This is a genomic window from Chryseobacterium sp. OSA05B, assembly GCF_019970065.1.
GTDB lineage: Bacteria > Bacteroidota > Bacteroidia > Flavobacteriales > Weeksellaceae > Chryseobacterium.
The window spans coordinates 569,085-594,752 of sequence record NZ_JAHXYH010000002.1 but is presented as its reverse complement, the minus strand read 5'-3'; the positions used below and the strand labels follow the sequence as shown (position 1 = coordinate 594,752).

General features: G+C 37.8%; 27 protein-coding genes and 1 tRNA gene. 16 read left to right on the top strand and 12 right to left on the bottom strand.

The window, feature by feature from the left end; all coding sequences use genetic code 11:
• Positions 1–166: 166 nt before the first annotated feature.
• Complete coding sequence (locus tag LC419_RS10185) at positions 167–2,443, bottom strand: polyribonucleotide nucleotidyltransferase (protein ID WP_223607232.1); 2,277 nt, start codon at positions 2,441–2,443, stop codon at positions 167–169.
• A gap of 450 nt (positions 2,444–2,893) precedes the next feature.
• On the opposite strand from LC419_RS10185, the gene LC419_RS10180 reads away from it, so the two are divergent.
• Positions 2,894–4,315: a sugar MFS transporter gene (locus tag LC419_RS10180; protein WP_223607231.1), complete on the top strand. Its 1,422-nt coding sequence runs from the start codon at positions 2,894–2,896 to the stop codon at positions 4,313–4,315.
• 225 nt (positions 4,316–4,540) lie between these two features.
• On the top strand, positions 4,541–4,900 hold the full coding sequence (locus LC419_RS10175; RefSeq protein WP_223607230.1) for a DUF4260 domain-containing protein: 360 nt from the start codon (positions 4,541–4,543) through the stop codon (positions 4,898–4,900).
• 56 nt (positions 4,901–4,956) lie between these two features.
• Here the strand turns inward: LC419_RS10175 and rpsO are convergent, their stop codons facing one another.
• Entirely contained in the window at positions 4,957–5,226 is a 270-nt protein-coding gene (gene rpsO, locus LC419_RS10170) for a 30S ribosomal protein S15 (RefSeq protein WP_047448908.1), read from the bottom strand.
• Positions 5,227–5,400: 174 nt separating this feature from the next.
• Here rpsO and LC419_RS10165 point away from each other — a divergent pair, with 174 nt between their 5' ends.
• The 8 genes from LC419_RS10165 (at position 5,401) to LC419_RS10130 (ending at position 10,690) form a co-directional block, all read left to right on the top strand.
• Positions 5,401–5,952: a pyruvate decarboxylase gene (locus LC419_RS10165; protein ID WP_223607229.1), complete on the top strand. Its 552-nt coding sequence runs from the start codon at positions 5,401–5,403 to the stop codon at positions 5,950–5,952.
• 367 nt (positions 5,953–6,319) lie between these two features.
• Positions 6,320–6,472: a hypothetical protein gene (locus LC419_RS10160; RefSeq protein ID WP_156122694.1), complete on the top strand. Its 153-nt coding sequence runs from the start codon at positions 6,320–6,322 to the stop codon at positions 6,470–6,472.
• Positions 6,473–6,510: 38 nt separating this feature from the next.
• Complete coding sequence (locus LC419_RS10155) at positions 6,511–6,654, top strand: hypothetical protein (protein ID WP_223607228.1); 144 nt, start codon at positions 6,511–6,513, stop codon at positions 6,652–6,654.
• 36 nt (positions 6,655–6,690) lie between these two features.
• Complete coding sequence (locus LC419_RS10150) at positions 6,691–6,831, top strand: hypothetical protein (protein WP_223607227.1); 141 nt, start codon at positions 6,691–6,693, stop codon at positions 6,829–6,831.
• 32 nt (positions 6,832–6,863) lie between these two features.
• Positions 6,864–7,028 carry a hypothetical protein gene (locus tag LC419_RS10145; protein WP_223607226.1) on the top strand — a complete coding sequence of 55 codons (165 nt, stop codon included), beginning with the start codon at positions 6,864–6,866 and terminating at the stop codon, positions 7,026–7,028.
• A gap of 171 nt (positions 7,029–7,199) precedes the next feature.
• The gene (gene mgtE / locus LC419_RS10140; protein ID WP_223607225.1) at positions 7,200–8,522 is read left to right on the top strand and encodes a magnesium transporter; all 1,323 of its coding nucleotides are present in this window, start codon (positions 7,200–7,202) and stop codon (positions 8,520–8,522) included.
• Between the two features lie 186 nt (positions 8,523–8,708).
• Positions 8,709–9,908 carry an acyltransferase gene (locus tag LC419_RS10135; protein WP_223607224.1) on the top strand — a complete coding sequence of 400 codons (1,200 nt, stop codon included), beginning with the start codon at positions 8,709–8,711 and terminating at the stop codon, positions 9,906–9,908.
• A gap of 44 nt (positions 9,909–9,952) precedes the next feature.
• On the top strand, positions 9,953–10,690 hold the full coding sequence (locus tag LC419_RS10130) for an ABC transporter substrate-binding protein (protein WP_223607223.1): 738 nt from the start codon (positions 9,953–9,955) through the stop codon (positions 10,688–10,690).
• 260 nt (positions 10,691–10,950) lie between these two features.
• On the opposite strand, the gene LC419_RS10125 is transcribed toward LC419_RS10130, so the two are convergent.
• Positions 10,951–11,400 (bottom strand): GAF domain-containing protein, encoded by a 450-nt coding sequence (locus LC419_RS10125; RefSeq protein ID WP_034726722.1) that lies wholly within the window; start codon positions 11,398–11,400, stop codon positions 10,951–10,953.
• A 13-nt stretch (positions 11,401–11,413) separates the two neighbouring features.
• Positions 11,414–12,841, bottom strand: coding sequence for a TonB-dependent receptor (locus LC419_RS10120; RefSeq protein WP_223607222.1), 1,428 nt, complete (start codon positions 12,839–12,841; stop codon positions 11,414–11,416).
• Positions 12,842–12,895: 54 nt separating this feature from the next.
• Here LC419_RS10120 and LC419_RS10115 point away from each other — a divergent pair, with 54 nt between their 5' ends.
• The 3 genes from LC419_RS10115 (at position 12,896) to LC419_RS10105 (ending at position 15,035) form a co-directional block, all read left to right on the top strand.
• On the top strand, positions 12,896–13,663 hold the full coding sequence (locus LC419_RS10115; RefSeq protein WP_223607221.1) for an MBL fold metallo-hydrolase: 768 nt from the start codon (positions 12,896–12,898) through the stop codon (positions 13,661–13,663).
• Positions 13,664–13,738: 75 nt separating this feature from the next.
• Positions 13,739–13,818, top strand: a tRNA-Leu gene (locus tag LC419_RS10110).
• A gap of 479 nt (positions 13,819–14,297) precedes the next feature.
• Positions 14,298–15,035, top strand: coding sequence for a hypothetical protein (locus LC419_RS10105; protein WP_223607220.1), 738 nt, complete (start codon positions 14,298–14,300; stop codon positions 15,033–15,035).
• Positions 15,036–15,250: 215 nt separating this feature from the next.
• On the opposite strand, the gene LC419_RS10100 is transcribed toward LC419_RS10105, so the two are convergent.
• The 4 genes from LC419_RS10100 to LC419_RS10085 form a co-directional block, all read right to left on the bottom strand.
• Positions 15,251–16,174: a carbohydrate kinase gene (locus LC419_RS10100; protein ID WP_223607219.1), complete on the bottom strand. Its 924-nt coding sequence runs from the start codon at positions 16,172–16,174 to the stop codon at positions 15,251–15,253.
• Positions 16,175–16,325: 151 nt separating this feature from the next.
• On the bottom strand, positions 16,326–17,060 hold the full coding sequence (locus LC419_RS10095) for a hypothetical protein (RefSeq protein ID WP_223607218.1): 735 nt from the start codon (positions 17,058–17,060) through the stop codon (positions 16,326–16,328).
• Positions 17,061–17,084: 24 nt separating this feature from the next.
• The gene (locus LC419_RS10090; RefSeq protein ID WP_223607217.1) at positions 17,085–18,431 is read right to left on the bottom strand and encodes an MFS transporter; all 1,347 of its coding nucleotides are present in this window, start codon (positions 18,429–18,431) and stop codon (positions 17,085–17,087) included.
• A gap of 6 nt (positions 18,432–18,437) precedes the next feature.
• Positions 18,438–19,874, bottom strand: coding sequence for a mannitol dehydrogenase family protein (locus tag LC419_RS10085; protein WP_223607216.1), 1,437 nt, complete (start codon positions 19,872–19,874; stop codon positions 18,438–18,440).
• 163 nt (positions 19,875–20,037) lie between these two features.
• Between LC419_RS10085 and LC419_RS10080 the strand changes: the two genes are divergently transcribed.
• The gene (locus LC419_RS10080) at positions 20,038–21,045 is read left to right on the top strand and encodes a LacI family DNA-binding transcriptional regulator (protein WP_223607215.1); all 1,008 of its coding nucleotides are present in this window, start codon (positions 20,038–20,040) and stop codon (positions 21,043–21,045) included.
• 250 nt (positions 21,046–21,295) lie between these two features.
• On the opposite strand, the gene LC419_RS10075 is transcribed toward LC419_RS10080, so the two are convergent.
• The 4 genes from LC419_RS10075 to msrB all read right to left on the bottom strand — a co-directional run bounded on the left by LC419_RS10075 (position 21,296) and on the right by msrB (position 24,106).
• A complete protein-coding gene (locus LC419_RS10075; protein ID WP_223607214.1) occupies positions 21,296–22,114 on the bottom strand; it encodes a ferritin-like domain-containing protein in 819 nt (272 codons plus the stop codon).
• A 25-nt stretch (positions 22,115–22,139) separates the two neighbouring features.
• On the bottom strand, positions 22,140–22,853 hold the full coding sequence (locus LC419_RS10070) for a ferritin-like domain-containing protein (RefSeq protein WP_223607213.1): 714 nt from the start codon (positions 22,851–22,853) through the stop codon (positions 22,140–22,142).
• An 85-nt stretch (positions 22,854–22,938) separates the two neighbouring features.
• Positions 22,939–23,508 carry a fasciclin domain-containing protein gene (locus LC419_RS10065; RefSeq protein ID WP_034730815.1) on the bottom strand — a complete coding sequence of 190 codons (570 nt, stop codon included), beginning with the start codon at positions 23,506–23,508 and terminating at the stop codon, positions 22,939–22,941.
• A 115-nt stretch (positions 23,509–23,623) separates the two neighbouring features.
• A complete protein-coding gene (gene msrB / locus LC419_RS10060) occupies positions 23,624–24,106 on the bottom strand; it encodes a peptide-methionine (R)-S-oxide reductase MsrB (protein ID WP_223607593.1) in 483 nt (160 codons plus the stop codon).
• 221 nt (positions 24,107–24,327) lie between these two features.
• Here msrB and LC419_RS10055 point away from each other — a divergent pair, with 221 nt between their 5' ends.
• Together LC419_RS10055 and LC419_RS10050 are read left to right on the top strand one after the other, a co-directional pair.
• The gene (locus LC419_RS10055; protein ID WP_223607212.1) at positions 24,328–24,804 is read left to right on the top strand and encodes an RNA polymerase sigma factor; all 477 of its coding nucleotides are present in this window, start codon (positions 24,328–24,330) and stop codon (positions 24,802–24,804) included.
• Position 24,805: 1 nt separating this feature from the next.
• Positions 24,806–25,633 carry an anti-sigma factor gene (locus LC419_RS10050; protein ID WP_223607211.1) on the top strand — a complete coding sequence of 276 codons (828 nt, stop codon included), beginning with the start codon at positions 24,806–24,808 and terminating at the stop codon, positions 25,631–25,633.
• Positions 25,634–25,668: the final 35 nt, after the last annotated feature.

The window sequence follows — 25,668 nt, the reverse complement described above, 5'->3', positions numbered from 1 at the left end:
TAAGCCTTGCTGAAAATCTTCGATTTTCTTGCATCTTAAAAATGTATTCATTTTTAAAACCTTTGCGACTTTGCGATCACCAATAATAACCGGATCTTTATCACGTTAAGCCAAAAAAAAATCCCTCAAATTGAGGGATTTCATTTATATATCTGAGATTTAAATCTTAAGCTTCAGTTGAAGGATTTTGATTGTCTCTTGGAGCCTGTTCAGGTCTTCTTTCACCTTCAGGTCTGTCTTGTCTTTCTGGTCTTCTGTCACCTTGAGGTCTTCTATCTCCTTGTGGTCTGTCCTGACCTTCTGGTCTTGGCTTAGACTCAGGTCTTTCAGGTCTTGGTAATAAAACTTTTCTTGAAAGTTTCATTTTCTTACGGTCATCGTAACCCATAAACTTCACCTCTACTTCGTCACCTTCGTTGTAAGGTACTTTATCAAGACGAGCCCATTCGATTTCAGAAATGTGAAGTAATCCTTCAGTTCCTTTTGCAATCGCTACAAAAGCTCCAAAATCCATTACTTTTACCACTTTTCCTTGATACACTTCACCTACTACCGGTACAAATGTAATCTCGTTGATTCTTGCAATCGCTGCATTGATTTTCTCTCTGCTTACACCAGAAATCTCAATTCTTCCGATTTCTCCTACTTCTTCAATAGCAATAACAGTATCTGTATCTTTTTGAAGTTGTTGAATGATTTTTCCACCAGGTCCGATAACAGCACCGATGAAATCTTTAGAGATCTCAAGCATTACCATTTTCGGAGCGTGAGGTTTCACGTCTTCTCTTGGTACCGCAATTGTTTCAGTGATTTTATCAAGAATATGTAATCTTCCGTCTTTAGCTTGTAAAAGTGCTTTCTCCATGATATCCATGGATAATCCCTGGATTTTGATATCCATTTGACAAGCAGTAATTCCGTCTGCAGTTCCCGTTACTTTAAAGTCCATATCTCCCAAGTGATCTTCATCACCTAAGATATCAGAAAGTACAGTAAATTTTCCGGTCTTAACGTCTGTTACCAATCCCATTGCAATCCCAGAAACTGGTTTTGTAATCTGAATACCTGCATCCATCAATGCTAAAGTTCCTGCACAAACAGTTGCCATAGAAGACGAACCGTTTGATTCTAAAATATCAGAAACGATACGGATCGTGTAAGGATTTTCTTCAGGAATCATGTTTGCCAAAGCTCTCTGAGCCAGGTTTCCATGTCCTACTTCTCTTCTTGAAGTTCCTCTTAAAGGTCTTGCTTCACCCGTTGAGAACGGAGGGAAGTTATAGTGTAAGAAAAATCTTTCGTCATAATTTACCATTACACTGTCTACCATGTTCGCATCTTTCACAGAACCTAACGTTACTGCTGTTAAAGATTGAGTTTCACCTCTTGTGAAAATTGCAGAACCGTGAGCTCCCGGTAAATAATCGATTTCGCTCCAGATTGGACGAATTGTTTCAGGATCACGACCATCAAGACGGATTTTGTCATTCAAAATCATCTGACGCATCGCTTCTTTCTCTACATCATGGAAATATACTTTAGCGAAAGGTGTTACTCTTTCTAATTCTTCAGCATTTTCAACATATTGAGCTAAAAATTCAGCCAAAACAGCTTTGAATTTTTCACCTCTTTCTTCTTTTGCTGAAGGTTGCTTAGCAACTTCATATACTTTATCATATGTTTCTTTCCACACTTTCTCACGGATAGCTTCATCGTGATTTTCGTGGCTATATTCTCTTTTTGGGAATGATTTACCTACTTTTTCGGCTAATCTTTCCTGAGCTTCAACTTGTTTTTTAATTTCTACATGAGCAAATTGGATTGCTTCAAGCATTTCCTGCTCAGAAATTTCTTTCATTTCCCCTTCTACCATTACGATAGAATCTTTAGTTGCTCCCACCATGATGTCAAGGTCGGCAATTTTAAGATCTGCATAATTAGGGTTCACAGAAAGTTCACCGTTGATTCTTACCACTCTCACTTCAGACATTGGTCCGTTGAAAGGAATATCTGTAATAGCGATTGCTGCAGATGCTGCAAGACCTGCCAAATCATCAGGAATTGACTGTCCGTCATAAGAAATTAATGAAATCATCACCTGAACTTCCGCATGAAAATCTTCAGGGAATAATGGTCTAAGAACTCTGTCTACCAAACGCATCGTTAAGATCTCCTGATCTGATGGTCTAGCTTCTCTTCTAAAGAAATTTCCAGGAATCTTACCTCCTGCGTAGAATTTTTCTCTGTAATCAACTGTTAAGGGTAGGAAATCTACACCTTCTTTTGCTTCTTTACTGGCTACAACTGTTGCTAAAAGCATTGTTCCGCCTATTTTTACGACTACAGAACCATCAGCCTGTTTTGCTAATTTTCCTGTTTCAATTGTAATTTCTCTGCCGTCTGCAAGAGTAATCGTTTCTGTAATTGCTTGAGGTATACTCATAAATTGTTTTGTGTTGCACTCCGTATTGAGTGCTTTAATTATTGATAGTTCGTCTAAATTTTCGTTTGCAAAGATAACGTATAATAATGAGATATTAAATTTTCAATCTCAGAAATAGTATGAGGAATTATAAGATTTTACCCTCCTATTTTATCAATGAAGTAAGAATTACTTACGAAATGTTCAACTTATTCATTGTATTTCATCAATAAAAAGATTTTTTCCAAAGAAAACTGATCAAAGAATCCAGCCATTTTCGTATTATTGTCTCAAAAAAAGTAAATAATGTTTTTAAGAAAATAAAGACCGCTTTTTTACAGAAAAAAACATCCGAAAAGTTGCAGAAAAACAGGCTACTGCCTTATATTTGCCATGCTTCTCAAAATATATATGCAGCAGACAAAATCAACTGAAAGAGCTTAACAATTCTTTTCAAATAAATAAATGTTTATGATCAATAAAGAAGTAAAAACACAGAGCAGAAATTATACGATCCCTTTAATCACGATCACCCTGCTCTTTTTTATGTGGGGATTCATTACCTGTATGAATGACATCCTGATCCCTTATCTGAAACAGCTTTTCAAACTTACCTTTTTCGAATCGATGCTGGTACAGTTCTGCTTTTTCGGGGCTTATTTTATCGGTTCCCTGATTTATTTCCTGATCTCTATTTCAAAAGGAGATCCTATTAACAAAGCAGGTTATAAAAAAGGAATTATGTTCGGTATTTTTCTCGCGGCTTTCGGATGTGTCTTATTTTATCCGGCAGCTACTTTTTCCTATTATCCTTTATTTCTGGGGGCTTTGTTCATTCTTGGGCTTGGCTTTACAGTACTTCAGATCACAGCAAATGCTTACGTTTCATTGCTCGGCAGCGAAGAATCAGCTTCCAGCCGTCTGAATATGACCCAGGCTTTCAATGCTTTCGGAACCACAATCGCACCGGTATTGGGAGGACACCTGATCTTTGAATTTTTCTCAGCTCCTGACGGTTCGTTCAGCGCTGTAGCGACAAGAATTCCTTATCTGATCTTTGCGGGTATCCTTCTATTAGTAGCGTTATTAATTTCCAGAGTTAAACTACCTTCTTTCCAGACGCAGGAAGAAGAAATTGTAAAAGGATGGGGAGCTCTTGAGTTCAGCCATCTTAAATTTGGGGTTTTTGCGATGTTCTGCTACGTAGGCGGAGAAGTGGCAGTGGGAAGTTTTATCATCAGCTTTCTGGAGCAGCCTCAGATCATGGGCTTCAATGAGATCATCAGTAAAAATTATCTTTCTCTGTATTGGGGAGGTGCGATGATAGGACGTTTTCTTGGGGCTATTTCTTTAAACCAGTCATTAAGCCAAGGCAAAAAAGCAATTTATATGTTGGGAGCAGCTGCTGCTGTTTTCCTGGTTATTTTCAGTATTGTAGACCTGAGCTTTGCGCAAATCAGTTTTTTCATTGTATTTATCATACTTAATTTCATTGCTTTCTTTGTGGGTAAATCAGCTCCGGCAAGAACTTTGTCTATTTTCGCAGCGATCAATGTCGCTCTTCTTATCTCCGCAATGCTTAATCATGGTGAGCTGGCGATGTACAGCATTTTAGGGATCGGGATCTTTAATTCCATTATGTTCTCCAATATCTATACACTGGCGATTTCCGGTTTAGGTAAATATACCAGCCAGGGTTCATCTCTGGTGGTCATGGCAATTTTAGGAGGCGCTATTGTTCCTATTTTCCAGGGATATCTTGCAGATCAGTTTGGGGTGCAGCATTCATTTATCATTCCGGTATTCTGCTATGTTGTGATTCTGATCTTCGGAGCATATTGTACCAAATATTTGGGGCATGTGGAAAGTACGGAGGCCAAATCAGGACATTAAGATCCTTTTCTGTTTTTAAATATCATAAAGCAAAACAAAGAATTAGAAACAGTATTTTGTTTAAGATATACAACTCCGCTAACGCTTATTTTAGCAAGACAAGCTTTGTATCAATACTATAAAGTGAGATGTTTTACAACGTCTCACTTTTGTTTTTTAACCAAATTAAACTGTAACTTTTACATTACATAAGACACTTATCAGATCATCAATACCTTTATTGTTATGAAAATTCAATTACAACTGGAGTATGTTGCCTTTATGATTTTGGGAATTTTTGCATTCAGCCGTACAGAACTGTCCTGGTGGTGGTTTGCAGGCCTGTTCTTTGGTCCTGATATCTCGATGCTGGGGTATGTTGCTAATAATAAAGTCGGAGCATTTTTCTACAATCTATTTCATCATCTTGGGCTGGCTATTGTTCTTTATCTCGTAGGGACTGCATTACATCTTCCCTATGTACAGATGATCGGGGCCATTCTGTTTTCACATTCAGCATTTGACAGAATTCTTGGGTACGGGCTGAAATTTCCGGACAGTTTTCAGAATACGCATTTGGGAAGGATTGGAAAAGGCACAAAGTAACTGCATAAAAAAAGCAACCTCTTTCGAGATTGCTTTTATTTGAAAATCTTTGTAGATTATTTTCTTAAACCTAGTTCAGCAATAATTGCTCTATATCTTGCGATATCTTTGTTTTTGAGGTAATCTAGTAAACTTTTTCTCTTACCTACCAATTTCACTAGAGATCTCTCTGTGTTGAAATCGTGACGGTTAGACTTTAGGTGTTGAGATAAGTGATTGATTCTGAAAGTGAAAAGAGCGATTTGTCCTTCAGCACTTCCTGTGTCTGTTGCAGATTTTCCATGTTTTGAGAAAATTTCCTGCTTTTTTTCTGTTGTTAAGTACATTCCAATATTGTTTAATGATTATTATGTAACGGCTGCAAAATTACAACTATTTTTTAATTCAGCAAAACATTATTGATTTCATGTATCAAAATTGATAGAAAAAAATGTTAAAAATTTCTTAATAAATTGTATGACATCCAACGAAAAGGCAGTAATTTTGCATACGAATTACAAATGAGAAAAATTATATTCTTTACAGCAGTCAGCACTTTTTTACTGGTCGGCATTATTTCAGTGAAAGCACAGAAAAATTCAGACCATAAAGTAAAAAAAATCCTATACTTCAATCCCGAGGTAGAACCTGACATTGAGGAAATTAAAGAACCCACCAACCATGCTTTTTTCAGTGCGGTTTCTGATAATTTCAGCGGAAGAAGAAATAAAATGCTCAGAGCAGAGGTTCAGCTCCCCTTCGACAGCATAGAAAAACAGACCATCACAGATTACTGTGTCAATAATGATGCTGATTTTGCCATTGTTCCCAAGGTAAGATATTTCAAAGTAGGAATCGGAAAGTATGTGTTTTCCAACCAAGTGGTGGTAAGCATGAAACTTTTTGATGCCGAAGGAAATCTGGTGACTGAATCCGATTACGACACCTACCGCAAAAACATGCGCCTCCTGGGTTCTACTGAGAACTCGATTAAAATTGGTACAGACGGGGCGATAAAGGGTATTTTGAAAAAGCTCAGAAAACTTAAACCTTCAGCCGGGACGGAGCTTTAAGGTGAATGGTCAATTTTGCTACGCAAATCAATAGTCAATTCATGACGGATAGTAAAATTCACAATCGACGATTCACCATTCACAATTTTTACCAGTCAATGATCAATTCTGATGCGCAGGTCAATAGTCAATGATCGACCGCTAGTAAAATTCACCATTGACGATTGACGATTCACAATTCACCATTCAAAATTCAAAATCCAACTCTATTTACCTACATTTATAAGTATACTATAGCAGTCATAATTTTTACACCAAATTAAAAAAGCCCCCAAACCTCCTGATTACTAGTTAAATATTTTCATCATATGGTGAATAATATAATATTTTTTACTATTTTAGTTTTACAAATTAAAACTTATACAATATGAAAAATTTAAAGAAGCTCAACAGAGAGCAACAGAAACAAATTAATGGAGGTGCTATTAACAGATGCAACAATACCAACAGACCTTGTTCCATAGGATGGTGCTGTAATGGAGTATGCTCCCCGTATGCATGTATTGATCCCGAGCTTTAAAGATTCTATCTTTTATCTTAATGATTCAATCAACGGATATGAAAAATTTAAAGAGACTCAACAGAGAGCAGCAAAAGCAAATCAATGGCGGAGCTTTTCAAAAATGTAATGCAACCAGACCCTGCACCATTGGATGGTGTTGTGAAGGCGTTTGTAGATTATCTGCCTGCATTGAATTTTAAGAGTCCTATCTTTTTATTTAATTAAAATTATTTAACATGAAAAATGTAAAGAAACTCAACAGAAAGCAGCAAAGTCAGATCAATGGCGGAGCTTTTCAAAAATGCAGTGTAACAAGACCGTGCTTCATAGGTTTTTGCTGCCAGGGTGTTTGTATGGAATACGACTGTATTGAATAAAACGGATTTTATTAATAACTAAAACTATTGATATGAAAAATCTTAAAAAACTCACCAGAGAGGAGCAACAGAACATCAACGGTAGCGGAATGATCAAAAAATGCCAAACTCATTCCCAATGTGGATTCGGAGAATGCTGTGACAGCGGTATGTGTCTGCCTTCGCCCTACCCAATGTGCGGACCTATTCTTGAATAATATAGGTATTTATGAATTAAATTTAATTTTTGAACATCCGCTCCGGCGGGTGTTTTTTGTTTTAAAAGCGGTTCTGATCTGTTTTAAACTTTAATTAATCCTTAATTTTGCGGCTTTGCTTCATAGTCTTAATTTTTTGAATTATTTTTGCATATCCTAAAAAACCACGTTTTGAATTCCAGAGACGAACTTATCTTTAATCCTGCCGATATCGCCGAAACTCTTAGCAATCTTCATGCTGACGAGAGGCTTCTGGCATTTTTAAAGGTTCCAAAAGAATACAAGGCGGAAGTTTTTTCTCACCTTGACCCTGATTTCCAGGAAGACACCATCAGAAGTATCGGAAGCGAAGAGGTTTCCGAGATCCTGAACGGAATGACTCCGGATGACAGAACTGCCCTTTTTGAGGATTTTCCTGATGAGCTGATTAAGTATTCCATCAACCATCTGAATCCGCAGGAAAGAAGAATTGCCCTGAAACTTCTGGGCTACAATTCAGATTCGATTGCCCGTCTGATGACCCCTTACTACATCCAGATCCGTAAAGAATGGACGGTAAAAAGATGTCTGCAACAGATTAAAAAGGTTGGAAAAAGAGTGGAAACCATGAACCACCTTTATGTGGTGGATGAAAGAAACCGCCTGATTGATGATATTGCTCTTGGAAGCCTTCTGTTGGCCGAGGAAGATACTTTGATCTCCGATATGACCGATAATCATTTCGTGGCGATTACCACCGTCACCTCAAAGGAGGATGCGGTAACGTATTTTGAAAAATATGACAGAACCGCCCTTCCCATCATCACAGAGGCCGGTGTTCTTGTAGGCATCGTAACGATTGATGATATCCTTGACCAGATCGAACAGCAGAATACAGAAGATATTCAGAAATTCGGGGGTCTGGAAGCCTTAGATGATCCTTATACGCAGACTTCTCTGGTGGAGATGATCAAAAAAAGAGGAACCTGGCTGATCATTCTATTTTTCTCTGAAATGCTGACCGCTTCTGCGATGGGTTATTTTGAAGATGAAATTCAGAAAGCAGTTGTTCTTGCTTTATTTGTTCCCTTAATTATTTCCAGTGGGGGAAATTCCGGATCTCAGGCTGCAACGCTTATTATCCGTGCTATGGCTCTTCAGGAGATTGGTCTTAAAGACTGGTGGTATGTGATGAAAAAAGAAATTTTTACCGGACTTGCGCTCGGCAGTATTCTTGGGGTCATCGGATTTTTAAGAATTATGGTATGGCATGAAGCAGGTTTCTTCAATTACGGGATGTACTGGCCATATGTAGGCTTAAGTGTAGGGGTTTCTCTTGTGATGATTGTGCTATGGGGAACGCTTTCGGGCTCTATGGTTCCTTTTATTCTGAAAAGATTAAACCTTGACCCTGCTACTTCTTCTGCCCCATTTGTTGCCACTCTGGTAGACGTTACCGGACTTATTATTTATTTTTCCGTAGCCGGACTTTTCCTGACAGGAAAACTTTTGTAGTATTTTTAAGCCATTAAAAATTAGAATTATTTCTAATAACATTCAATAATTTTATAAATAATTTTCTCGAAATAATTTTAAAATCCTAAAATAAAACTGCATTAAATCCTAAACACAGAATACATTTAACTTCTGTAAACCAGCAGTTTATAATATTTTTATTTTATTTGCTTTCAAACACTGCAAATGGAAAAAATATTGACAAAAATAAGAACGCTCAGCCCTCACTCTCTCTTTTCTGAAGAATTAAACAGTAACCGAATTTTTGGACTCGACCTATTAAGATTTTTTGCAATCGTTACCGTAATTATTGATCATGGAAAATTTATATTCCCAAAAAAAATAATGGAACTTCACAATTATATCAAATTTGATGGCGTAACTGTATTCTTTGTCTTAAGTGGTTTTTTAATCGGCGGTATTTTAATTAAACAACTGGAGCATCATCAAGCAAGTTTCAGTCTACTTTTAGATTTTTGGGTAAGGAGATGGTTCCGGACTCTCCCAACTTATTTTCTGATTCTCACCATTCTGACGGTATGTTACAGTATCAAGGATCCCTTGTTTACATTTGATAAGATGGCGAGTTATTATATTTTTTGTCAGAATTTAACTGATGCCAGACCTCCCTATTTTCCGGAATCCTGGAGTTTAAGTGTTGAAGAATGGTTTTATCTCACCATTCCTGTTCTCATTTTTGCATTAATTATTTTATTCAGATGCAAACCTAAAAATTCAATTCTTAGCATTGCTCTTTTTATTTTAGGTGCAGTAAGTTTTTTAAGATATTCTGTTTACATTAATCACGACATTGAAAAGTCTCAGGTACTCTATCATATTGTCATTTATCGTTTAGATAGTATCATGTATGGAGTTATTGGCGCCTACATCCATTATTATCATTCCAAATACTGGAGTCTGATCCCTCGTTATTTATTTTTAGGAGGTATATTCCTGATTGTATTACAAAAATATTTCTCCATCAGCATTATCCACAATACTTTTCCTGATATAGCCGGGCTTTACTATGTTGTCTTTGAGCTCAGTATTACTTCAATTGCGGCCTTACTGTTACTCCCTTATTTGTCTGGCTTAAAAAAAATAAAGTATAAAATAAGTTACGTGATTACTATCATAAGCATACTCTCTTATTCGATGTATTTAACCCATATGTCGTTGATAAAAGATATGATCATATACAGTATTCCATGGAGAGATTTTACAAAAAGTTATAGAATCATCATTCCTGCCATGTATTTTTTATATTGGGGATTGACCCTCGTGTTTTCAGCTTTGATTTATAAAGTATATGAATTTCCGATCACCCAACTGAGAGAACGATTTAGTAACTATAAAAAAACAAAATCCCTGTATCTTAATAAATAAAAATTTACTTTTGTTACACCGATTCATTTATAAAAAATGTGATAATGAAAGTGATATCCCTGGTACCCTCTATCACAGAGGCATTATTTGATCTTGGCCTAACTGAACATGAAGTTATTGGCAGGACAAAATTCTGTATTCATCCTGAGAACAAAGTAAAAAATGTAGCAGTTATAGGAGGTACAAAAAACATTCATATTGATAAAATAAGAGCCTTACAACCGGATCTTATTCTCGCCAATAAAGAGGAAAACATCAAAGAACAGGTAGAAGCCCTGATGGATGATTTTAAAGTCGTGGTAACCAATGTGGAGACCATAGAAGATAATTATTACCTTTTAAAGACTCTCGGAAACATCTTCAATAAAGAGGAAAGAGCGCAACAGTTTAATCTCAAGATCTACGATGTTTTAGAACAGGCCAAACTGGATTCTCCGGTAAAAGCCGCTTATCTCATCTGGAAAAATCCTTATATGACCATCGGATCCGATACTTTCATTCATAAAATTCTGGCCGAAATAGGTTTCGAAAATATTTTTAAAGATAAAACCCGGTATCCTGAAATTCAAATGGAAGATCTCGCTGATGCGGATGTGATCATGCTGTCTTCCGAGCCCTTTCCATTTAAAGAAAAACACATTGAGGAGATGAAGACATTTTATCCCGATAAAAAAATCATGATCGTGGATGGAGAGGCATTTTCCTGGTACGGAACCCATATCGCCAAGTGTGGGGATTACTTTAAAGAATTACTGGCTGAAATTCATGCGATGCAGCGTTAATATTTCAATCACAAAAGAGCAATAGTTTTTAAACACTTAAGTTCTATAAGTTGTAATGCAAATCGCGTAGAAGAGCACATAAGTTCTTTAAAAATCAAAGATTTTCATATTGACCAACGAGGCTGTTCAAGCCAAATTTTTCAATACACTACTCACTACTACTCACTGGCGGCTGAGACACTCGAAGCCACCAGTTTGCACAAAAAAAGCCCCGACTTTAAATCAGGGCTCATATTTTATATTTCTTACTGAAATTTCAGTTACAAAATCTTGGAAACTTCATTACAAAGCCATTCCAAAAGTTCACGGTCTTCAGCTGTGAACGGATCCACTGTATGGGAATCAATATCAATCTGACCGATATTCTGACCGTCTTTGAAGATGGGAACTACAATTTCAGCTTTAGTATCAATAGAACAGCTTAGATAATTGCTTTCCTGGTGAACATCCGGAACTACAAATGTCTCGTTAGAAACAGCAACCTGCCCACAAATTCCCTTTCCGTAAGGGATAATAGTATGATCTGTAGGTGCTCCCACATAAGGGCCTAATTTCAGCTCATCTTTATCTCCGTTCTTAAAGTAGAATCCTGTCCAGTTGAAGTAAGAAATTTCCTGATCCAGCAGGTGACATACTTTCTGAAGTTTTTCTTCTGTATTATGTTTTGGACTTTCAAGAATGGAAGAAAGTCTTTTCTTTATTTCTGACATATTATTTTATGTTTTAGGAGAATTGTTTGAAGGAAAGTTCTTCTTTATAGCCGAACATTCCACGTTCTTTTATCATTTCTGCAACGCCTTCCGGAACCTGGTTTTCCCAGCCTTTAACGCAACATGCGATTTTTCTTAAGATCTCTCTTGAATAAATTCCCAGGAATTCCGGATTGTGATTGGTGATATCTACGATACGGTTGTTGTGCTTGAAATATTTGTATAGCTCTTTTAGGTTTTCTTCTACTTTAAGGTTTGCAGAATCCAGCAATTCATGGGTTTCAGGATCTTTATAAGGATAAAGATATACTCTCATTCCGTTTCTGAAGAACTTTCCGAATGCTTCCAGAATTCCCCCTGAAAGATCTTTATAATACTTTTCATCAAATACCATCAGAAGGTTATTCACGCCCATAGCTACACCGATATCTCCGCTTGTGTACGATGCAAAATAATCGATCAGCCTGTAGTATTCCGAGAAGTTGGAAATAATAACGGTATAACCCAGTCTGCCGAGAATATCTACCCTATCCATAAAGTCTCTTTCGTCAATATCACCATCTGCCCTAAGGTTTGAAATGGTAATCTCAATCAGAACTTCTGTTTGTTCATGGGTACAGGTTGCATCTTTCTGGAACATCTCAAGGCCGTTTTTAAGCATATCGATATTCACCTTCGTTACGGGTCTGAAACTTCCTCTCACCGCAAAAATGTTCTTTTTGTACAACACATCGGCAGGAAGCATATTGCTCCCCTGAGAATTGAAGATCACTGCATCTGTCATTCCATGCTTGACAAGCTGAAGTGACATCAGTCGGTTGTCAACATAGTCGAAAGCAGGGCCGCTGAAATCGATCATGTCAATTTCAAGACCGTCTTTGGCAATGTCGTCGTATAAAGATTCGATTAAATTTCTTGGATTGTCGTAGTAGTTGAAAGCTCCGAAGATAAGGTTTACCCCAAGGTTTCCTAAAGTTTCCTGCTGTAAGGTAGCATCATTTTCATTAAATTTTACGTGGATCACGATCTCGTTGTAATCTTCGTTTTCTTTGGTCTGGAAACGGATTCCTACCCAGCCGTGGCCTTTGAGTGTTTTGTCGAAATTAATCGTGGTTACCGTGTTCGCATAAGAGAAAAATTTTCTGTTTGGATTGTTTTCCCTTGAAATCCTTTCTTCGATCAGCGCTACTTCATACCGGAGCATTTTTCGAAGTCGGTTTTGGGTAACGTACCTGTTTTTGACCTCTTTTCCGTAAATGGCATCGCTAAAATCTTTGTCGTAAGCAGACATCGCCTTAGCAATTGTACCTGAAGCCCCTCCTGCTCTAAAAAAGTGACGAACAGTCTCCTGCCCTGCTCCAATTTCTGCGAAAGTACCATAAATAGTAGGATCTAGATTAATTGTTAATGCTTTTTGTTTAGGAGTTAGTTTCTGATACATTAGGACGTAAAATTTTTCGTAAATTTACCAAAATTAAACCAACCTCAAAAGAAAATGAAGTTGAAATTTTTAGGAACCGGTACTTCCCAGGGTGTGCCCGTTATAGGCTGTACATGTGAAGTATGTACTTCCGAAAATCCCAAAGACAAGCGTTTCCGCTCCTCAGTAATGATTACTACAGAGGAAAGCAGAAAAATACTGATCGATTGCGGACCGGATTTCAGAGAGCAAATGCTCCTTAATCATGAACATAACGTAGATATTGCACTTCTCACCCACGAACACAATGACCATGTGATCGGGCTTGACGACATGCGCCCACTGATCTTTAAAAGTGGAAAAAATATGCCCCTTTATTGCTACGAAAGAGTTGGACATGAGGTTAAGAAGCGTTTTCCTTACGCTTTCGCTGATGTGAGATATCCCGGAGCTCCTGCCTTTGATCTTCACGAAATTGAAAATAAGCCGTTCTATGTTCTGGATACGGAGATCACACCTATTGAAGTGATTCATTATGAAATTACCGTCTTTGGATACAAGTTTAAAAATCTTGCGTATATCACGGATGCCAATTTCATTTCAGACCTTGAAAAAGAAAAATTACAGAATCTGGATGTTCTGGTTTTAAACTGCATCAGGAAATTTGATCCGCATCCCGCCCATTTTATCCTTCCCGACGTCATCGCCCTGTTTAAGGAACTTAAGCCTAAAAAATTATTTTTAACCCACATCAGTCACCATCTGGGACTGCATGATATTGAAGATAAGGATCTTCCGAAAGGAATGCATCTGGCTTACGATGGTTTGGAGGTAGAATTTTAAAATTTTTCTCTCAAAAAGCTTTTGAACATTGAAAAAAGTTTATATATTTGCACACCAATTTAAAACAAACATCAAGCCCAGGTGGCGGAATTGGTAGACGCGCTGGTCTCAAACACCAGTTCTTAGGAGTACCGGTTCGATCCCGGTCCTGGGTACAAAAAACCTCTGAAATCTTTTGATTTTCAGAGGTTTTTATTTTCCAGATTGGTTAAAAGGTCACCTTTTCTAAAATTTAATGACATCTTTATCTGAATATGAAAAAGAAACAAATGCAGGTTTGCAACATACAAGAGCGAGAGAAAGGCCAAAGGAATCTGTTTATAAGGCACCTCCATGCGTCCGGAGAAATTTATAAGCGATTTGGATTTACAAGAGCAACATTTTAAAATTATAAATTTTATTTTTTTTGTGATTTACGACATCCCACAATTTGTTATTGATTAGAATAATTATCTTTGATTCCTTTACATTTACTCAAAAAAAATTTAACGGGCAATTCATAAAATAATCAAAATAAATTTTAAATTACTAGTAGAAATAGCTTAACGAAAGTTATACAAATAAGAGTAATGCAATGCAGAGATTTAAAGGTTAACAGAAATATTAAGTAAAATAAATATATTAAATTACAATTATGAAAAAAACAATTACTTTTTTTAGTATTCTTTTATCAGTAATCACTATTCAAGCTCAAGAAGATATTGATTTATTGACTTACGAAAACACTCAGGATATCAATTTTTTCAACTCTATTAAAAATGGTGCTCAGATTAAGGAATATATCACAACCAATAAAAATAGTGTAAAAATCGGTGATACTTTAATACTAGGATCTCCTACTTCTGAGGAAATGAGTACAAGAACTTATTCAGGCAGTTATGGAAATAGAGCAAGAGGAGGTATTTCACAATCAAGAAGTACTTCAAAAAAAACTTATGAATTTATACAACTGGGAAGACCAGCTGGATTTGGAAGTATTATGTCTGCTATGAGTGGTGATGCACAGAATATGGCAGATAACAGTTTAAAGAATACTAAAGTTATTGTAAATGAAATAAAAACATATCACAGAGGCAGTAAAAATAAACCCTTATATGTAGTTATGGTTTTGGGAGAAATAAATGGTAGAGCTTTTGGCATTAATAAATTTTTAAGCGTAATGGATACGGAGTTAGGGATTGAGTCTGGTGAAATTCTTCTGAAAAATAGAAAAATGACCAGAGATGAAGCGATTGCAAAATTAAAAGAAGCGAAAGAATTAATGGAAATTGATATGATGAGCAAAGAAGAGTTTGAAGAATTAAAAAAGAAACTCGCTCCAATTAATAATAATAATAATAATAATAATAATAATAATAATAATAATAATTAAGAATAATACTTCTGTTGATAAGAGTTTATGCCACCATCGTCAAACTCAAAACATTTATAATATTACGTTTAAATCTCACAAAACGATATTTATTGCTTGGCCTCGTTTAGCATTACTTTTACTCTGCGACCAATCAAATATTTCCCCTGTAATGAAAAAACCTCTGAAATCATTTGATTTTCAGAGGTTTTTTTGATATTTACTGACCTATCTCCTTAAAAACTCAAAGCCGATAATTGATGCATCCCTTTAAACTTAACAAAATCCGCCACCGTATACTCCGGGCACGCCCCTTCCTGCGAAGTAATGAAAGCTCCCAACGAAACAGCCTGAGACATAATCTCATGAGCAGAAGCTTCTTTTTGTAACCTTTTTGATAAAAATCCGGCTAAAAATGAATCGCCGCTACCAACGGTATCTTTGACCTCAACTGGAATTGTCGGGTACAGATAAAATTGGTCTTCGTGGGCATAAAGCGCTCCTTTACTTCCTTTAGATACAATGATTTCCCGGATTTCAAATTGATCCTGCAGGTATCTGATGCTGTCTTTTTCATCCTTGTATTCTTTCTTAAAAAAATCAAGAACCATGCGGAGTTCGGCCTTATTAAATTTGGCTAATTGTGTCTTATGCAGGAGCTCGTTAATAATTCTGATATCGTAATAAGGTTCTCTCAGATTGATATCAAAAACATTGTAAGAACTTATTTCCAACAGCTGAAACAAAGTATTTTTTGATTTTTCATTCCTTGCAGCCAGCGTTCCGAAAACCAAAGCATCAGCTGTATTGAAAACTTTTTGATTTTCCTGAGTCGGCTCTATAAAATCCCAGGCCACATTTTCCACAATATTATAATGGGCATCATTGTTTTCATCCACAGAAGCAATTACTGTACTTGTGGGATGTTCTCCGGTGACCTGGATATGATCCGTAGGAATCTTCCAGTTTTTAATTTTCTGCAGCAGCTCATGGCCGAGTTCATCATCACCAACACTGCTGATCACCTCCACATCAAGGCCCATTTTAAAAAGATGATACGCCACATTGAACGGCGCTCCGCCAATCCTTCTCTGTTCTCCCGGAAAAATATCCCAAAGAACCTCTCCAAAGCAGACTGCTTTATATTTTTTTTCTTCCATGATCAATTAAATTGTATTTCAGACATACGGATCCATACGTTCCGTTATCTATCAGTAAATTACTAAAAATTCTATTCGTATAATTAAATTGGTAGTGAATCATGATCTTTTAATGAAAATTTCACGTGCTTATCGGTTTATATTTTTACTATTAAAATGAATACGCCTGAACAGAGAATTGAAGAAATGCATTGTTATTGACCGGATTCCACATCGCCCATATTCCAACGGGAATCTTATAGCCTTCAATGGTAAAACTCTTTGAAAGAATGAGGCTTATCTCGTTGAACCCTGTCTCTTTTGCAAAGAAATTATTCTTCTCTCCATTGCTGTTATTCAGCGCAAAACTATAACCTAGTCTTCCCCTTACTTCCAGACTTTCTTTTTTGTAGACAGGATATTCTCCCGAAACAAAAGTTGAATATTTATTTTCTGTATTAATGCTGTTCCTGTCCCTCCCAAAAACCACCGTATTCCAGCTAAGCACTAAGGGAAACTGCTGACTCATGGTGTAATAGGACCTGAAATCCCAGAAACGACCGGTCTCGCGGGCAGAATAATTAAAATATTCCTTATTGTTATAAGAGGCACCGGGAGAGAAATTATAAATATCCCATAGTTCTAAAACCAGTTTTTTATCTTTATATCCGATATAGTGATTAAATTCCTTGTAAGAACCATCGAAATTACCTCCAGCCCAAAAACCTCCGTAGAAATTTTTAAAATCAAGATGTAGATCTCCGGTATAAATAGCTCCTGCAGATACTTCAAGCCCTCTCCACAGATGGCTGTTCCTAAGCTGCAAGGCAGAATGCAGCTCCTGTGCGCTCAACGATACATTTCCTATGACTGCCGAGAAAAAAAGTAACAGATTATATTTAAGCATATTGTGTTTTTTAATGAAAATCAGTTAGATAATAAGGTCTTTCTCGCGGATACGGGATCCGAACAGTGCATAGGCCAGCATTAACAATTCACAGATTACGGTAAGGAACCACGTCCATCTCCATGAGCCTAAAATATCCGCCAGACCTCCCTGTACAAGGGTAAAAACAGCTCCTCCAAATACGGCAGAAATAAAGATTCCTGAAGCTTTTGAAGTATATTTATTCAACCCTTTTATAGACAGGGAATAAATGCAGCTCCACATCGAAGAATGTAGAAGACCAATCGCTACGAGAAACCACAGATTTTGGGTAATCATTGAAACCAAGGCAAGTATGGTTGCTAAAACGGTTGTTACCGCCAGCTGTGTTCTGGCTGAAATATTGCTCAAAAAGCTAGATACCGCTCTCCCCACAAGAAATCCTCCCCAGTATAATGTAGATAATAGAGCGTGAATTCCCAGATCCATTCCACCGATGATAATATCTGTTTTTCCAAAGAAAGTGATTGGATGTCCGGAATCCATCAGTTCAAAAGCATATAAATTGATATTCGCTCCGATAGCCACTTCAGTTCCTACATAAAAGAAAATCGCAAGAACACCGAGTACAAAATGTCTGAAAGACCAGATACTTCTCTCCAGTTTTTCTCCTGCTACCGCTCTGGTATGGGCAATATCGGGAAGATGAAGTCTTTTCGTGATCACGATAATAATCAGGATGCACAGAATAAGTATTGCAAGTGGCAACAGCAATTGTTTGATTTCTATCTTCTCAATTGAAATTCCGCTGAACATGATTACTGTAACGAAAAACGGTGCAGAGGTAGTTCCTATTGAATTGATCGCCGTTAAAATATTCAGACGCTGTACAGGCTGGGTTCCTTTTAATTCATAAGAAGCTGCGTAGGGATTGACTACCACCTGAATGACAGCCGCTGCAGTTCCCATCAAATAAGAACCGATCACAAAAATCACAAACCCGAAAGGAATCACTGCATCTTTGATACTGAATTTCAGATCCGGATACTGATACCCGAACCATGATGAAAACAGGTACATAAACAGTCCTGAAATCATAAAGAAAAGTCCGCGGAGAATCGTGTTTTTGTATCCGAAAGCATTCACCCATTTGCTTCCTAAAGTTCCGTTCAGCAGATAGCCCAGAAAAAAGAAAAAGGAGATTAGTGTAGTAAAAGTATTTTTAAGTCCTCCGGCCTGGCTCAGAAAAGTGAATTTCAAAGGGGCCTGCAGCTGCTCGTTCACAGTGGTCAGAAAGCCCACAATGAAGTAGATGAATGTGATGATAACAAATGGCAGGATCGGGTTATTCGCCTTTGATACTGAAGGCTGGATATCAGAATTTATAATCATGGCAGGTTATTTTATAATTGATTTTAAAACCGGACCGGTTCCTTTATTTTTAATCTGGTTTGTAAACTCCGTGTACAGTTCCACAAATTTGACTGAACCTTTTAAAACAGCACCTTTAAAAGCAGATAGTTCCAGGAAAGCAAGAGCATCTTCATCATCAATCAGCTTCTGATCTTCCACAGTGAGCCAAGGCTCTCCTATTTCATAAGAATGTCCGTGGTCGTCTGTTCTGTATTTGAGATAATGTCTGTAGGAAGCGGTAAGAAAAGCAGCCCGGGTAAGATCCATCCCCGCTTTAATCATAATAATCAGATTAGGAATAATGTACACCGGAAATTTTGAAATTCCGTCGAAACACAGTCTGCTCACCTGATCACTGACGCTGTGGTTAGCAAATCTTTCGATCAGTGTTTTTTTATAATCCTCGAGATCCGTGTTTTCAGGAGCCGGAACCAGAGGCGTAATATCCGTATCCATAAAATTGCGAACAAATTTTACCACATCCTGATCTTCCATAGCCTGATCCACCTTACGATAACCCATCAGAAAAGAAGGATAGGACAATAACGTGTGCGAAGCATTAAGCAGGCTCAGTTTCATATTTTCAAAAGCAGTCACATCGTCTGTAAATTCTACCCCAGCTCTTTCCCAGGCGGGTCTTCCGGCAATAAAGTTGTCTTCAATTACCCATTGTGCAAAATCTTCGCAATAAACTGGAGCCAAATCTGAAATTCCGCTTTTTTGGTTCAGCCTTACCACATCTTCAGGAGATACGGCAGGCGTAATGCGGTCTACCATACTATTCGGAAATGTAACGTGCATGTTCATCCATTCCGCCAGTTCTTTATCCTGAGCTTCTATGAAAGCCGTAAAAGCTCTTTTGGCTGTATTTCCATTGTGCTGAAGGTTATCACATGAAAGAATCGTAATCCCACCATTATTGTTCATTTTCCTCTGACGAAGTCCTTCAGCAACAAACCCGAAAACCGTTGAAGGAGTTCCTGAATTTTTTAAATCATGCTGAATTTTTTCATCGTTCAAAATAAATGCTCCTGTCTCTTTATCCAGATTGTAACCACCTTCAGTGATGGTTAAAGTTATTATTTTGATAGAAGGATCGGCAATTTTGCTGATTACTGCTTCAGGATCTTCAATTCCCCAGATCAGTTCCCGCAATGACCCTATTTTATATACCTCATCGGTTCCGTTTCTTCCGCAGACGGTAAGGGAATATTCAAGATTCTGGGCTCTCAAATGACGAACGATATGCTCGTCGGAAGGCAAGAGACAGACTCCACAGATTCCCCATTGCTTCTGGTCTTCAGATTCTAGTATGGCATTGGTATAAAACTGCTGATGCGCCCGGTGGAAATTTCCTACACCGATGTGCAGAATTCCTGTAGTGATTTTTCCGGTATCATAATGATAAGAAATGGTATTCATATGCAAAGGATTATTAATAGGTTAGTGAATGTGTTAAAACTATATTAACAATCAGTTCATCATCCGTTTTTTTTATAAAATTTACACCGGGAACGTTCCCAAAACTCAGGGAACGTTCCCATTTGCTTATTTTTTTATTAATTTTAGCAAAAAACATGGGCTGATGAAACGTACAACCATTAAAGATCTTTCGAAATTTTTGTCATTATCGACCTCTACCATCTCCCGGGCGCTGCTTCATGATAAAAATGTAAGCTATGAAACCAGAAAACGGGTACTGGATGCTGCGGACCAATTAGGATATAAACCTAACCTTACGGCTTTAAATTTAAAATCCGGACAATCCAAAACGATAGGTGTAGTCGTTCCGGAGATGATCACTCCATTTTCCGCTAAGGTTCTTGAAGGAATTCAGAATATACTGTACCCTCTCGGCTACAGGCTTGTCATTACCCAATCTGATGAAAATCCACTTATTGAAAGGAAAAACCTGCAGCTTCTGGAAGGATTCAATGTAGACGGGATTATTATCAATTTATGCCATGAAACCTATAATAATGATCTGTACCAGCAAATTATAGATCAGGGAACGCCTTTGGTATTTTTTGACAGAATTCCCAGCAAATCTTTAGACGTATCAAAAGTGATCGTGGATGATTACATCAATTCATCCTTAATGGTAGAATATTTGATTAAAACCGGAAGAAAAAGGATAGCCCACATCATGGGGCCTCAAACCATCCGGAATGCCGTGGAGCGAGCCAATGGCTATAAACGCATTATGACCAAATACAATATTTTCGATGAAGCTTTGATCATTAATACGGAAGGAATGAGCTTTGATTACGGGAAAGAAGCCGTGAAACAGTTGCTCCATAAAAAGATAGAATTTGACAGTATTTTTGCATTCAGTGATACTTTAGCGATAGGAGCAATGAATTTTCTCCTTGAAAACCATATTAAAATACCCGGCGATGTGGCTGTAGCCAGTTTTTCGGGAACGGAATTATCTACGATTGTTTATCCGCAGCTGACCAGCGTCCAGCAGCCTTTGGTGCAGATGGGAGAAACCGCTGCAGAACTGATGCTTGAGAAAATAAAAGACAGCTCGGCACCAGGCAAAACTGTTTTAATGAATGCGGAGTTGGTATATAGGGCTTCAACTCTGTAAAAGCATCAATAGTTTTAATATCACACACTTCGAATTTGTTCAGTGTGACATCGCTTATAATTTGTTGTTTTAAAAAGTTATCAATCCAAAATTTCTCTTACCAGTAGTGAGAGTTTTGGATAGTACTTTACTACAGATTTTATTTGTTACTTTATCATCATTCGGTTATCTAATAAGCTTAAACCAAAAAAAATCCCACCCCCAGATATTTTCTAAGGATAGGACTCTCACCTAAATAATAAAAATTGTTTCAGACCACAATAAACAGACCTGCAATAGTCTGCGCTTCGCTTGTTGTAAGAACTTCATCATAAGCTGCAGATCCCGCCGCCGCTCCGAAAGCATTAGCCGTATTGAATCCCGCTTGATTTGTGTTATCTTCTCCTGCGTACACAGCATTGGTAGCAGAAGGCATATTTCCTCCGTTGGCCAGTTCTATCCAACCTTTATTGGCACGCATTCTTCTTACCTGTGAAGCATGTCTTGCCTCCACGGAATGAATCTGAAGTGCAGCCTGCAATACGGCTTTATTAGACATTACATTTCCAGCCTGTCCTTTATACGCACGAACTCCGGTGTCTTCAAAAGCCTGAGCCAGAACGAGAAATTGGTTATAATCTGTGAAAGGTGTAAAATTTCCGCCAGCGGTAAAATCAAAAGTAGGTTTTGGTTTTGGAGCTTCTCCTAAAGAAGTCAGGGTACTTTTAAGAAAACCTACATGTGCTGATTCATGTTTTGAGATCTGCATGAAAACAGGTCGGTCTGAATTGGGGATCAATCCGGCTGCTCCCAGACCTATGGCGTAATATTCATTTTCAAGATATTCCAGGACTAATGCCAGCTGTAAGGCATCCGTCAAAGCACTTTTGAAAAAACTTGCGGATGTTGACTGATCTACAGTTTCCGCTTTAGCAGGTGTAGACATTAATGCTCCCAATCCCAATGGAATGGACGCTACCGCTGCTTTTTTACCAAACGTTGACATATTGGTAATCGTTTCTAATCTTGTAGCTTCTGTGGTAAAAAATTTATCGTTAGAAAGCTTATCTAGTAATTTAAGAATGTTCATAATGGTAGATTTTGAAAATGAATAATTAGCTGATTCCTCTTTCTTTCCATGTGAAAGGAGTTTTTATAAATCCTCCTGCCGCCATGACGATATCTTTAGGTTCTTTGGCAAGGTCAAGTCCATTGGCATCTATCACATCATCACCTGAGAAATCCGTAGATCCGGGATTAATGATATTTCTGATCGCGGAAGCATGTCTTGCCTCTACAGAAACGATCTTTCCGGCAATCACCAGATACGCCGGGTTGGTAATATATTTCCCTGCCCCGTTGTACGCTGCCACTCCTGTATCTTCCAAAGCTTTGGCTGTGGCAAGAACAGAATTTCTGTCGTTAAAATTCACATTAGCATATTGGAACTGAAGTGTAGGTAAAACATTCGCAGTTACCCCACTTATAGCCGCTTTAAAGAAATCGCGGTGAATCACTTCATGGTGGTAAAGATCTGTAAAAAGGTCTTTTTCAACACTTGAAATTCCAGAGTAAAAATTGTTAACTACTTTGGTGTAAAAATCAGCTTCCAGCTGTTCCAGCGCGTAGGCGTAATTCAGAACGCCGACATCACCAGTTCCAAGATCAAAAACCTTGCTGTCGTCCATCATTCCGAAATCATTGTCGTCATCACAACCGATCAGTGTAAGTCCTGCCATAGCCAGTCCTATACCGCCCAGTTTCAAAAAGTTTCTTCTGCCTGTATCCAGAGTAGCTCCCTGGTTAGAAACATTAATAGTTTTTTTCATAATATTATAGGTTTGAGTGTTATTAAATTCTCAAAAGAGGAGAAAAAAACAGCATAATAAATTATGCTGTTTGAAAACTAAAACATTACGGCATCAACACCGTATCGATCACGTGGATCACACCGTTTGACTGATTCACATCAGCAATCGTCACTTTTGCACTATTTCCTTTTGCATCCTGTACATAAAGATCTTTTCCTTTTGTCCAGAAAGTCAATCCTTCACCTTCTACCGTTTTCATCATACTTTTACCGTTTCCAGCTTTCACAGCTGCCCAGATGTCTTTAGCACTGTATTTCCCTGCAAGCACATGATATGTTAAGATTTTGGTAAGCATTTCTTTGTTTTCCGGTTTTACCAAAGTTTCCACCGTTCCTTTCGGAAGTTTTGCGAAGGCTGCATCTGTAGGGGCTAATACCGTGAAAGGTCCTGCTCCCTGCAGTGTCTCTACCAGACCTGCCGCTTTTACTGCTGCTACCAAAGTCTTGTGATCTTTAGAGTTCACAGCGTTTTCAATTATATTTTTAGATGGATACATCGGCGCACCGCCTACCATAACTGTTTTTTCTTTCATCGTTTGTGCAGTTACCTTCCCGCTGAAAGCGAATGATAAAGCGACCATTCCTAAAACTGCGATTTTTGAGCTTGTGTTCATTTTGTTGATTTTTTAAGTTAATATCTATTTGAGTTGTGTTCTTAGAATCATTTACGAGATGGTTTTTGTTTTGGATTTAAAAAATTTGATTTTTTATTGAAAATTTCAAAATCTGTTAATTCTTTTTAGGATCCGGGACGAAATCGAGGCAGACAGAATTCATACAAAATCTTTTACCGGTGGGATTAGGGCCATCATCAAAAATATGTCCGAGGTGAGAATCACATCTTCCGCACAAAACCTCAGTTCTTGTCATGTTATGGGAAGTATCTTTTCGGTATACCACACTGTTCTTGCGCAGCGGCTCATAAAAGGACGGCCATCCGCAGGTTGTCGCAAATTTTGAAGTGGAAAAAAACAGTGGATTTCCGCATACCGCACAGAAATAGATTCCTTTTTCATCAAATTCATAATACTTGCCGGTAAAAGCTGTTTCGGTAGCTCCTTCTCTGGCCACCTGATACAGTTCCGGTTTAAGGATCTTTTTCCATTCCGTATTGCTTACTTTCAAAGGAGTGGTCACAGTGCGGGAGTAGTAAGGATTCTTTGTTTTAAAATTACCGGACTGGGCATAACTTCTTTCTGCAGTGACAGCCATAAAGAAAACGAGAGCTGTTTTTATGATGATACTTTTCATATTCGATAATTTTAAACGATTACCTAAAATCATTTACGATGTAAAAGTTTTTTCGGATGTTGTTTATTATATATTTTATTTTATTACATTTGGAATGAAAATCATACGCTATTAAAACAACCTATTCGGAAGAAGAGCTTATCGTTTTACTGAAAGAAAAAAACGAATCCGGCTTTCATTATTTGTACGATCACTATGCAGGAGCACTGTATGGTGTGGTTCTCCGAATCGTCCAGTCTAAAGAATATACTGAAGAAATTATTCAGGATGTTTTCGTAAAGATCTGGAATGCCATTCACCAGTATGATTCATCAAAAGGCAAATTCTACACCTGGATGATCAATATTGCCAGAAATACGGCGATAGATTATTTAAAATCAAAAGGTTTCCAAAACGAACTTAAAAACCAACCGCTTCCAGATTTCGTATATAATTCTGCAGAACTTTCCACGGACAATAATTCATCCGACTTTATTGGATTTAATAATGTACTGAAAGGTCTGGAGGTTGATAAACAAGAACTTATCGACTTAGCTTATTACCAGGGTTATACTCAGAACGAGATATCGGAAAAGCTGAAGATACCCCTTGGAACGGTGAAAACCAAAATGCGGAACGCGCTAATGAAATTAAAGGATTTGTTAAAAGATTATCAATAAATTGAACACTAAAGAATACATATCATCCGGAATTATAGAATCTTATATTCTAGGTCTTGCTTCTCCTGAGGAGGCAGGGATTTTGGAGTGTGTGATGAAAAACAATGCCGAAGTAAAAGCGGCTTTTGAAGAAGCACAGCAAACTTTGGAAGATTTGGCGACAAGCCAGGCCGTAGCACCGCCAGCCGATTTAAAATCTAAGATATGGAATAAGATCCAGCAGGAACAGACTACGGAAGAAGTACAGCCTGCGGTTATTAGAGATATTCCAACTGTGAGACCTCAGGAAAATATTACTCCTCAACACGACATCAGGTCTCAAAGTAAAAGCAGCTGGAAAACATATGCAGTGGCCGCTTCTGTATTATTTCTGATCAGTGCGGCAGGAAATCTTTTCTGGATGAATGATCAGTCTAAGACCCGGGAAGAAATTGCTAAAATACAGACCGAGAAAAAAGCTCAGGATCTCGCTATGCAAAAAATGAATCAGAAGATGGAAATGTTTTCCAATCCTGATATGCAGATGGTTATGCTGAAAGGCGTAGAAAAGCATACGGACTCCAAAGCCATGGTTTTCTGGGACAAAAAAACAAAAGAAGTCTACCTCAACGCCGAAAGCCTGCCGAAAGCTCCCGAAGGGATGCAGTATCAGCTGTGGGCGATTGCGGATGGCAAACCTGTAAGCGCAGGGATGTACACCGAAGAGAAAGACAGCAAAACAGCTCTCGCTCAGATTCCAAATGCGCAGGCATTCGCTATTACCCTTGAAAAACAAGGCGGCAGCGCAGTTCCTACGATGGAGAATATGTATGTGATGGGTGAAATCTAAGATTTACTTACTGCATTTTCAACTGACAGCCTTTG